Source organism: Nocardioides oceani, from assembly GCF_030412965.1.
GTDB lineage: Bacteria > Actinomycetota > Actinomycetes > Propionibacteriales > Nocardioidaceae > Nocardioides > Nocardioides oceani.
Map to the genome: position 1 here is coordinate 1 of NZ_JAUHJQ010000027.1, position 10,913 is coordinate 10,913.

The following is a 10,913-nucleotide window of genomic DNA, read 5'->3' on the forward strand; positions in this document are numbered from 1 at the left end:
TGTTGGTCTCTTCGACGATCCGGACAGCTCCCTCACGGAACTCCCGGTCGTACTTCTTCCGCTTCTCTGGCATCTCGATCCTCATTGTCGATGCCTCTACGGTCCGGGGGGAACCTCAAACCGTCCTTCGAACCCGAGTTGGGTAGGCCGAGCGTCGGGGGCCTTGATGACGCCGACCGAGGTGAGGCTTCCGTCTTGAGGCAGGAAGGTCGTCGGGCCTTGGTATGCGATACGACCACGGCCGTCCTTGACGGTCACTGAGGGCGCGTAGCCATGACCGACCAGGTAGATGTTCGTGTTGTCGATGGTGAGCGGTTCGTTGACCCGCAGTGTCGCCTCCTCGGCCCTGGGCGACCGCCCGGCGGCGGGGGGTCGAGTTGGCTGTCCGGTCGACGTCTCGCTACTCCCTAGGACGACTGTCGCTTCGAAGTCGAGGGGTTGGCCGTTCGGGAGGTAGGTCGCCTCGAATCTATCGAGGTCCATGGCGAACGGCTTGAGGTCCTTGGACGAGTCGAAGAGAGAGCCGGAAACGAACTGGTCGTACTGGCTCAGCGCGTTGGTGAAGCTTGTTCCCTGCACCAGGATCACGCCGCCGGTGTAACCGAGCAGTTTGCCGTAACCGAATCCGACCAGGACGAGCAAGAGCGAGGCATGAAAGAGAAGATTCCCGGCTTCGCGTAGGTAACCCCGTTCGGCTCGGAGCCCACGTTCATCGCGATCGACTCGGAAGCGGCGTTTGCTGAGCAACGCTTCGATGTCGGCGAGTGCGGCGTCGGAGGATCTGGGCCATGTGTCGAACTCCCGGTGGACGGCGAGGCGGTCGAAGCGGCGGGGCATGGGTGGGGGCTCGGCCCTCGCTGCCCTCCAGTAGTGGCGGAGCCGCGGACCGATGCAGCCGACGAGCGAGAGGGCTAGAAGGAGGTAGACGGCGCTGAACCAGGCGGACCCGTAGACCGCAAAGAGGTCGAGCCGCTCGTACAGGGGCGTCAAGCGCGGGTGTTGGGCTTTCCACCGCGTCGCCGCGAAGGGGTCGACGTTTGTTTGCGGGATGAGGCTGCCGGGCACTGCTGCGATCGCGAGCAGGAGGAGCAGGACTAGGGCGGTGCGCATCGACGTGAGTCGACGCCACGCCCAGCGGAGGAGGGCCCTGGCCGGGAGGGGTGCGGTTGTCGTGCGGGCGGTAGCCCGCTCCGCTTGAGTGGTGGGTCCTACGACGGGCGACAACGACTCGCGTTCGAGGGTGGGTGGCTCGGGAACGCCGGGTTGAGTGGTGCGTCCATGGTCGGGCGCGTCCGCAGGAGTTGTCATGGGCGATCGTCGAGGTGGGGGGCGGCGCCTGAGGGAGGACGCGACGTCGACTTCGTCGGTACCGACGACTCGTGCGCGTTCATGTTGGTGGGGGACGTTTCAATCGCCGAAGGCCAGCGCTTGGTGTCAGCAGTGGTCGAGTTTCGGGTGCAGATCAGGTAGATGACTGCGGCGATAAAGAAGATGAGGGCGGTCCAGTCGTTGAGTCGTAGACCGAAGAACTCGTTGACGGGGTCGATCCGCAGGTACTCGATCCAGAATCGGCCCGCGGTGTATCCGGTCACGTAGACGGCGAACAGTCGACCGTTGGAAAGGCGGTGTCGGCGATCGAGCAGCAGGACCGCGGCGACCAGTCCGAGGTTCCAGAGGCTCTCGTACAAGTAGGTGGGGTGAAAGGTGGGCGATTGCTCGTAACCGTCGGGGCGACGGTCGGCGCTGATCTCCAGTCCCCATGGGAGGCTCGTCGGGCGCCCGAAGAGTTCCTGGTTGAACCAGTTACCCCACCGACCGATGGCTTGCCCCAGCGGTATCGCGGGCGCCAGAATGTCGGCTAGTTGCCGAAGTGGAACTCCGTAGCGCCGTGCACCGATGCTGGCGCCGAATGCACCGAAGATGACAGCACCCCAAATGCCGAGCCCGCCCTCCCAGATATACAACGCGCGGACCGGGTCGCGACCGGCGGCGAAATACAACTGAGGATCGGTCAGTACGTGGTAAATGCGACCGCCAATGATGCCGAATGGCACAGCCCACACAGCGATGTCGACGATCAGCCCCGGAGGACCACCCCGCGCACGTGAGCGCCGTTCGGCGAGCCAGACGCCAGCCATGATTCCCACGATGATGCAGAGGGCGTATGCACGAATCGGGAAGGGCCCAAGCATCCATGTTCCTTGCGCTGGGCTGGGTATGACCGCGATGTTCATGAAGGGTCCTCGGGGTGCTCTGGGTGCTGGGTGCGCTGGAGCGCGCTGGTCTGGGCGGCGGACTGGCTTGGGTGCCAGTTGCGCGCAGGCGGCGGTGCACGCGACGTGCGGTGCCGCTGGAAGCGCGTCCTAGCGAGTCAGTTCGAGGAGGACGACCGCGACAAGGACGGCAGTGACGGCAGCGGCATAGAGGAGCGCGTGTTGGCGATGTCGACCGGTCGATGGTTGGCAGTCATCAGGGCTGCGATCCGGAGCGTGTTTCACGCGCGTCTTGCTCATGCGGAGGTCCACAAGCGCATCCTACTACGCAACATAGTAGGTGAGTGAGCGCGTCACCACGAGGAACTCAGCGGCCGCGACCCGGGGGAGCGCGGGCGCAGTTTCGCTCCGTAAGAGGCGGGGGATGTCGGTTCGCCGGTCGGGCGAGTGGTGCAATCGGGTGTGCATCAGCGGCTTGACGGTCGCCCGACAACCGCGGGGCTCAGCGTCGAAGTACTGGGCGTGGCCCCGGACTTGGTCCGCTTAGTTGCTAGCGGCCGGCGCCTAGTGAGAGCCGTCGAGGAAGATCGGGCAGTAGTCGAGCAGCATGGCCGCAAACGCTGGCACGGCGGCCAACCCGAGCGGCAGCGACACCATGACGAGGGCGCCGAGCAGCAGGCTCGCCCGCATAGTCCACCCGACGGGTTCGCTCGGCGCGGCGAGTCGCCGGACTCGAACCATAGTTGCTCCCCCGCTCACACCGAGGGCGCCTGCTGGGCGCGAGCCGCCGGCCAGAAGCACGACAGCCGTGGCTAGGTCTCGCCGTCGGGCCGGATGGGCAGCGTCGTGCGCCGCGTCGTCTGCATGCATCTCGACCAGATCCGTAATCGCTTCCTTCGCGTGACGGGTGCCGAGCATGCCGAAAAGGGCGCTGTCGAGAGCGGCGGCGGCAAGCACTGCCAGGTGGTGCCGGGCGCGAATGTGGGCTCGCTCGTGAGCGAGGACTGCTCGTAGTTGCTGCTGCGTGAGAACCGACAAGGCACCTTCGGTGATCACGATTCGGCCATGTCGTCCGGGTAGGCAGTATGCGAGTGGCGTAGCGTGCGCCAAGACGAGCACATCGGGTTCCGGGAACGACTCGCATGCATAGCGCAGGAGCGCCCGTTGCGCGTCGCGCTCGCGTCGCGCTCGCAGGTACTGCCTGGTGGCGACGATCGCGAACCGAGCAAGCAAGCATCCGGCTGCACTTGCTCCGAGCAGCGAAAGAGTGACGCCTCCCGGCGTTGAATAGTGCTCCCTCAGCGCGGTCGAGCATGCGTGGAAGAACTCGGCGAAGCCGCTGCCTGCGGGGAGTTCTGGAACTGCAAGCGCGACACCAGCGAGAACCAGCGAGAGGAAGACCGACGATGTGAGCCCGAGCCAGACGACGATGGCGACGCCCGGGGCACGGCTAGGCCACGAAGCGCGCGTTAGCCAACGTGGTCCGGCGGCACTCAGCACCACTGCCAGCGCCAGCAGGCCGAGCGGGGCGGTCACCGCTCCTCCGGCGCCTGGTCAGGCATGGTGTTGAGGACCGCCCGCAGATCGGACACCTCGCCTGGGGAAAGGTGTTCGACGAAGCGCAGAAGGGCGGTTCCTCGATCGGAGGTGCTGGCAAGCACCTGCTCCATCAGCTCTGCGGCGTGGGTCGCCCGAGAGCGAGTGGGGCGATATACGTACGCGCGACCGGTCTTCTCTCGGAGCACCATCCCTTTGCGGTGAAGGTTGTCGAGCACCGTCATCACCGTCGTGTAGGCAATCTGGCGTTCGCGCTGCATGTCTTCGAGAACTTCTCGCACGGCGACTGGACGGTCCCAGGACCACAGACGCTCCATGACGGCGGCTTCGAGTTGTCCCAGTCGTGCCACTCGCGTCCCTTTCTGCGTGCCGACCAGCGTCCACACTTGCGCCGCGCCGGTAGGTGGTGGCGGGCGGTAGCGTCTACCGCACTCCGGTGCTGCATAGTAGTACGTGTTCCGACGCACTCGCAGGGAGTGATCCGATGGTAGTCGCTGCGATTGCGCAGTCAGTACAAGATACTGTCTTCGACGGACCTCTGCTGGTCGCCTTCGCGGTGGCCGCAGCAGCAGGCACGTTGTCCTTCTTCTCGCCGTGCTGCTTGCCGTTGGTGCCCGGGTACCTCTCCTACGTTGCGGGACTGTCGGGTGCAGAGGTCAGCAGCGCTGGGGCGTCGGCACCGGCGGCCAGCGGCCCTTCGCAGGAAGGGCCCGTCGGGACTTGTCACCCGGACCGCGGCGGTCGTGCCGCAGGCCGACCGACTACTCATCTCGGTCGCGCCGGTGTTGGCCGCAGCATCGCGCGAAGCCCTTCGGGGGCGATCGGCATCGCGTCAGAGACTGCTACACCGCGGGTCTCCGTAGCGGAGTCACCTCAACAGCCGGCTCGGCTGGAAACGGGTCGCGCATCTCGGCGGAGCGGTCGCAATCGAACTGTGCTCGGAGCGTCCCTCTTCGTCGCAGGTTTCGCCTCCGTGTTCGTCGCATACGGGGCAGCGTTCGGCGCCGTTGGCGGACTCTTAGTCAGGCACCAGGAGTTGGTCACCACCGTGCTTGGCGTGGTGACGATCGTCCTCGGCCTCGTCTTCGCGGGAGTGTTCTGGCGGGTTCCACTCGCGGGCCGCTCCTTCCGCCTGCGGTACCGCCCGGCGGTTGGTTTGGCTGGGGCTCCACTCCTCGGTGTGCTCTTCGGCGTCGGTTGGACACCATGCATCGGCCCGACGCTCGCAGCGGTGCTGACGCTCGCGACTAGTTCAGCCGGAGCCGGGCGCGGCGCCGTGCTTTCCTTGGCCTACAGCCTTGGCTTGGGTGTTCCCTTCGTGCTCGCTGCATTCTCCGCTCACCGGGCGCTGCGGTCCTACTCGTGGGCTCGCCGTCACGCACCGGCGGTGATGCGCCTCGGAGGTGCCTTCTTGGTTCTCATCGGTGTTCTGCAGGTCACGGGCGCCTGGGGGGACCTCGTAGCTCAACTCCAAGCAAGCATCGCGAGTTGGCAGGCGCCCTTCTGATGAACCCTCGACTTGCCACCACAGCGCTCGGGAGGGCGCGCACGTTGCGCGCTGAGATCACGCATGGCCTGTCGTGCACGCATCGCGGGCTAGCGAGGACCCGCGGTGACAGCGGCAGCGCGGCGTCCGTGCACCCTTGTCGTCGGCACATATGCCGACCGGTCCTGTCGGTGCTTCTGGATGCTGTCGCAACGCTCGGCATGCTTCTTTTCCTTGCCTCGATCGGCAGCATCGGCCTTGTCTTCACTGTGCTGCTGGAATGAGACCGGCATGGCGAACTCAGCAGGGCGAGCATGCCCTTCACGCCGCCAAGCACTCACTTCACCCGAACACGCCGCCAGACACCCGACGTCCTGTGACGCGGCATGCGACGACGCTCCTGCAGTAGCGCAGGCGACCGCTTCCACGGACTGACCGTCAGAGGACTCGGTTCCCTGCCGAAGACAGAACGAAGGTGACCAGGTGGACTTGACGAGTATTCAGGTGGAGCGAAACCTCGGCGCGCAGCCGAACACCGTGACTAGCGTCCTTGACCTGTTCGTTGTTGGAGGCGTCTACGCCGACGGTTGAGCCCACGTGAACCGCGGCTGGATGGGACCTTCTTCGCCCCGTGGCATGCAGTGCTCTACGGGGCCTTCACAGCGCTCGTCGCGTGGATGGCCGCTCTCGCTTGCCGGGTGCGGCGATCGGGCGCCTCGTGGAGCGATTGCATTCCAGCCGGGTACGGCTACGGCTTCTCGGGCATCGGCGTCTTCGGGTTCGGCGGCTTGTCTGACATGGCATGGCATACCGCGTTCGGCGTCGAGGCGGGGGTCGATGCTTTGGTCAGCCCGCCCATCTGCCTCTCCTGTCCGGTGGCATCCTCCTGCTGCTCACCCCGCTTCGAGCCTGGGCGGTTCAATCGCAGTCTCGGCGGTCGAGTGAGAGAAGCCGGACTTGGTCGGCGACTGCACGTGCCGCGTGTGACTCGCCGCACTTGATGGTGCCGTGGTTCGCGGTCTAGCACTTACTTCGACGACCGCCCTGGCAGGCTTCTTCGTCAGTCACCTGTCTGTGTTCACCGAGCCCCTGGCGACCGTTCCGTTAACGGCCATCCCCGAAGGTGCACCAGGACACTCGAGGCGGAACTCCCAGCGATCGCTGGGCTCGGCGGATACTTATGGTGGTCACGTTGAGGGAGGACCACCAAGGCCCGCGAGTGTCAGATTCTTCCGCGTGACAGGGCGCACGTGCGATCGCGACCAGGGCTCAACTACGCTTCCTAGTAATGACTTCTCGACTCGGCGCAGACGTCCTGCGGTTTCGCTGGCTGGCGGGACCGGCGGTCGTTCTCGTCGTCGCCGCAGGCGTTCTTGCGATGCACGGGTTACAGATCTCGAACGTTCTCGACGCCTCCACTACGTCCGGCATGCGCTCGGCAGCCGAGGCCCAGGCAGGTTCGGCGGACCGGGCCCCGGCGGGACCGCAAGCCCAGGCAGGCCAAGCCTCATCGCAATTAGAGCCTGTGTCTGACTCGAATGAGTCAGCAACGAGGCAGGCAGTTCCTCTGAGCGTTCACGCAGTGTTGGCGGTCAATGATGAACGCCCCCAGCCGAGCCAGCATCGGACCATAACGCATCTCTGCGCGGCCATCATCGGTGGGAGTGGTGCGCTTTCTCTCGTGATGGCGCTCGTGCTGACTATTCGGCGCTTCCGATGGCACCGACTTCCTCGTTTGTTCCGTATCCGGCTGCGAATGCGCTTGCCTGCGCCGCAGTGCTGCGATCCCCCTGACCGGTTCCGGCTATCGATCATGCGCTGCTGAGGAGTACGAGTTACCCCATCCACTGCGTAATAGTTCACGATTCGAAGGGAACCCCCTTGAAAAAGTCCATTGCATTCCTCGCGGCACTGCCGCTTCTGTTTGCGCTCGCCGCGTGTGGCGGCGACGAACCCGACTCCACGTCGCAGTCCGGCTCCGACGCTACCCAAGCCGACTTCAATGACGCCGACGTTTCGTTCGCTCAGAACATGATCGTCCACCACCAGCAGGCACTCGACATGACAGACCTGGCGGAGGGCCGAGACCTCGACCCTGAGTTCCAGCAGTTGGTCGACGACATCCGTACGGCTCAGGAACCGGAGATCGAGACCATGACGTCGTGGCTTGAGTCCTGGGGCGAAGACGTTCCCGAGTCCGGCATGAGTGGGATGGATCACGGCGGCATGGACATGGGCGACTCCATGGGCGGCATGATGACCGAGGAGGACATGTCTTCGCTGGACGCCGCGGAGGGCGACGAGTTCCGCACGATGTTCCTGGAGATGATGATCGGGCACCACAAGGGCGCGATCGACATGGCCAAGACCGAACAGGCCAACGGATCCAACGCTGAGGCCGTCGCCCTGGCCGATGACATCGTCTCTGCACAGGAGGCGGAGGTCGCCAAGATGGAGGACATGCTCGCGTCCTCGTGATTGTGATGGGCCGCCGCTAGCGGATGGGCTACGCACTAAGGGGTGCCGAAGTTCAGTCTTCGGCACCCCTTAGTTTGCCCGGACAGCTCCGTCCCTTCCACGAACACCTTCCACGCTGCTTGGTGATGATGCGTATGTTCGCTGCCGGGCGGCGCTGATGACGCGTCCATGTCGCAGTCGGGCTAGTCATCTAACGTGACCGGCTCGCGCTGGCGCGGTTGGGGGCCGAGGCCTCGCTCACGACGTTCGTGGGTTACCGAGGTGCCGCCTGCTCGGCCTACCCACATTCGTGGGAGGCCCTGGTGTTCATCGAGCGTACGAGCGTGGGGCTCGACGTGTTCGCACGATCAGTCATCGCAGCAGCGATCGACGGCGTGATGGGCGAGCTCATCCCGACGTCGTGGCGCCGTCGAAGCTCCAGCGGCCGACCGGTGATCGGGTCAAGACCGACCGGAAGGACGCAGTCGACCTGAGAGACAGCACCCGCTCGGCGGTGACGCCGCGCTCGGCAGCTGCATTCCCGGCTACCTTCGCTCGGCGCGTCGGGGAGCGGTCGTTCGACGAGCGATGTTCACGCTCGCTGGCCATACGGCCCGCTTGTGGGTCAGCCCCTTGTTGGGAGCACCTCGACGCTGGAGCGTGCAACGGCCGGTGACACGACGTTTGTCCCGCTGTAGCGCACCACGACTCTCTTGACGCCGGCTCGCAGCTCGGGCACTAGGATCAGGCCTCTGCCGTTGGTGAGCGTGGCGTTCACGGTGCGGCGACCGACGCGGACGGTGAGATTTCCGGAAGGCGCGGAGGCGCCGGGCGCGGTCACCCGGACGGAGATCGCAGCTCGTCCCGATTCGCCGCGGGGGCGCACCCGTAGTGCCGGGACGGTGGTGATCGGGCCGACGGCGCGCAGTATGTGGACGGCGCTGCGATAGCTCGGGCGACTTACGTCCAGGCGCACCGCGATAGACCGGCCGACGTCGCCGGGCCCCAGGATGTAGGCCTGGGAGTTCGCGCCCGGCACCGGTTCTCCGTCGCGCAGCCATGTGTAGGCGACGGCGGCGTCGGCGGGTTCGACCGCACCCGACTCGACGGTCAATGTCTTCCCGATGCGCGGACGACCGGCGATGGCGAAGGGGCTCCGCACGCTGATCGCGCCCGCCAAGACCGGAGTGGTCGCCTCGGACGCCGCAGCAGCCTTCCTGTAGCCCGGGGCGGTCGCCGTGACCCGCGCAGTGATCCGCTGGTCGATCTGCTCTTGTCCGAGTTGAAAGGTCGAACCCGTGGCGCCTGGCACTGCAACTCCGTCGGCGTACCACTGCACGGTCGTGGAGGCCGGTGCGGGCGACCAGGTAGCTGGCCGCAGACTCAATGACCGATCAACCTCGACGGTCCCCTCGATCGTGGGCGGCTCGGTCGGCACCAGGGTGCCCGGCGCGACAGCGCGTGTGGTGAGCGTCGCTGTCCCGGACTCGAAGCCGTTGCGCGTTGCGGTCACCTCGATCGTGAGCGCCTTGCCGCGATGCTCCGGAGAAGGGGTGTAGGCAGCGGTGGTGACGCCCGAGATCGGCTTGCCCCCCGCGAGCCATCGGTAGCTGAAACTCGTCGCGGTCGGCGTCCACGTGCCGGGCTGCACCTCCAGCGGTCGGCCGACGGTAGGAGCGTCAGTTACTGCGGGCGGCGCGGTGGGCTCGAGTTCGACATCGTTGAAGTGGATGAAGCCGCTGGGCCAGCCCGTCCCGGTCTTGGTGATCCTCCGCCAGTGGAAGTCGCCGCCCCAATAGTCCTCTGAGACCACGATCTCGGTGCTGGAGATGACCTTCTCTACGTACGCGACGTGGCCGGCGGAGCCCGCCGGTGGAACATTGGCCTTCCACCACGCCACGGCGCCGACGCGCGGCACCTGGTCGGTGATGGAGGCCATCTCGGCACCCCAATTGTTGGCGTTGCCGCTTCCCTCCCAAGGCCGAGCGTTCGGCATGCCGCTCTCGATCAGGCGGTAGGCGACATAGTTCGTGCAGTTGTGCCCGGCGTACATTCGCCAGTACATCGTCGAGCCCGCCTGCCGGTAACCGGCATGCGAATACCCCGCGGCTTGGCAACCGGAGTATCCGCTGCACAAGTAGGTCGAGGTAGCCAGGGACGTCTCCGCGGTCCGTGGCAGCGCTGCCGCTACCACGAGCGCAAGAAGCGCAGCGATCGAGGCCCTGCGGCGTAGACGACGGGCGCGGTGCCAGCGATGCCGGCGCAGCAGGACTGGGTACAGGGGGCCGGGCTGTGACTGCTGTGGCTGAAGGGGGCAATGGGGCTGTTGTTCCACGATGCAGGATCGTAGATGCCGTTAGTCAAGCGTGCCACGCCGACGAATAAACTACAGGGCAGTAGTTCCGCTTGGCGCTCTTGGTCGCGGTGCGAGGCTGTCCCGGGCTGCTGACAGTAGGGCTTGTGCAGCGGGCCGGCGCGCCCTTGCTGACGGATCTCAAGCGCAATCGTCGCCGACAGAGCGGCCGCCGTACACATTCCACGCTTCGATAGCGTGTTTCACCAGCAGCTAATCTCGTTGTCCTCGTCCGTGGCAAAATCGGCCGAGCAGCACCTGGCCTACCCGGTCCTGCACCATTTTCACTCCTCGACCCGTGACCTCGCGGCGCCGGTCGTCATCGCCCACCTCGACGAGGCGCTGACCAACATGGGGACGCTCGACCCGCCCCAGCGGCCACGGCCCGCCGTGGTTGATCGGCTACGGTTCTTCATTCGCTGCTATCTCACCACCGCCTCGAGCACCACGTGGACGCCGAAGGTCGACGTACCACCTCCGCCCCAGACCGGGCGGGCCGTTGATGCCTGGCATCGGCCACATCGCCGCCGACGTGCGACAGGCGGCCGACGAGTAGCGGGAACGCCGAACTGACTCGCACCGCCTTCTCTCCGGCGACGGCTGGTCCTGGCCACGCAGCGAGTAATGCGGGCAAGCTGCCCGGCGCCGTGATCACCGGCGACAGACAGCAGACCTTCAGGGAACGTAGATGGAGGCGCCCGGAGCGGAGGAGAAGGAGACCCAATGGGGCTCTTCACAGTTGAGGGTGTAGCGGACGACGCGGCCGGGGTCGGCGCGTCGGTGCCGGGATAGAGGTCGAGGTCTTTCGAAGATGGCGGTTCCTACGCCAGCCACCCGAAAGACCTCG

Annotated in this window: 8 protein-coding genes; 3 read left to right on the forward strand and 5 right to left on the reverse strand. The window is 65.9% G+C overall.

What is annotated here, in order from left to right:
• Positions 1-96: 96 nt before the first annotated feature.
• The 4 genes from resB to QWY28_RS22845 all read right to left on the reverse strand — a co-directional run bounded on the left by resB (position 97) and on the right by QWY28_RS22845 (position 4,120).
• Positions 97-1,110, reverse strand: a complete 1,014-nt coding sequence (resB, locus tag QWY28_RS22830) for a cytochrome c biogenesis protein ResB (RefSeq protein ID WP_300955225.1) — start codon at positions 1,108-1,110, stop codon at positions 97-99.
• 194 nt (positions 1,111-1,304) lie between these two features.
• Positions 1,305-2,234, reverse strand: coding sequence for a prolipoprotein diacylglyceryl transferase (gene lgt / locus QWY28_RS22835; protein ID WP_300955226.1), 930 nt, complete (start codon positions 2,232-2,234; stop codon positions 1,305-1,307).
• 543 nt (positions 2,235-2,777) lie between these two features.
• Positions 2,778-3,749, reverse strand: coding sequence for a M56 family metallopeptidase (locus tag QWY28_RS22840; protein ID WP_300955227.1), 972 nt, complete (start codon positions 3,747-3,749; stop codon positions 2,778-2,780).
• On the reverse strand, positions 3,746-4,120 hold the full coding sequence (locus tag QWY28_RS22845) for a BlaI/MecI/CopY family transcriptional regulator (RefSeq protein ID WP_300955228.1): 375 nt from the start codon (positions 4,118-4,120) through the stop codon (positions 3,746-3,748). The genes QWY28_RS22840 and QWY28_RS22845 overlap by 4 nt, the downstream gene beginning before the upstream one ends.
• 134 nt (positions 4,121-4,254) lie before the next feature.
• Here QWY28_RS22845 and QWY28_RS22850 point away from each other — a divergent pair, with 134 nt between their 5' ends.
• Both QWY28_RS22850 and QWY28_RS22855 read left to right on the forward strand, forming a co-directional pair.
• Positions 4,255-5,277 carry a cytochrome c biogenesis CcdA family protein gene (locus QWY28_RS22850; protein ID WP_300955229.1) on the forward strand — a complete coding sequence of 341 codons (1,023 nt, stop codon included), beginning with the start codon at positions 4,255-4,257 and terminating at the stop codon, positions 5,275-5,277.
• 1,860 nt (positions 5,278-7,137) lie between these two features.
• On the forward strand, positions 7,138-7,734 hold the full coding sequence (locus tag QWY28_RS22855; protein WP_300955230.1) for a DUF305 domain-containing protein: 597 nt from the start codon (positions 7,138-7,140) through the stop codon (positions 7,732-7,734).
• 604 nt (positions 7,735-8,338) lie between these two features.
• Here QWY28_RS22855 and QWY28_RS22860 read toward each other — a convergent pair.
• Entirely contained in the window at positions 8,339-9,766 is a 1,428-nt protein-coding gene (locus QWY28_RS22860; RefSeq protein WP_300955231.1) for a CHAP domain-containing protein, read from the reverse strand.
• 498 nt (positions 9,767-10,264) lie between these two features.
• Here QWY28_RS22860 and QWY28_RS22865 point away from each other — a divergent pair, with 498 nt between their 5' ends.
• Positions 10,265-10,639, forward strand: coding sequence for a hypothetical protein (locus QWY28_RS22865; RefSeq protein WP_300955232.1), 375 nt, complete (start codon positions 10,265-10,267; stop codon positions 10,637-10,639).
• Positions 10,640-10,913: the final 274 nt, after the last annotated feature.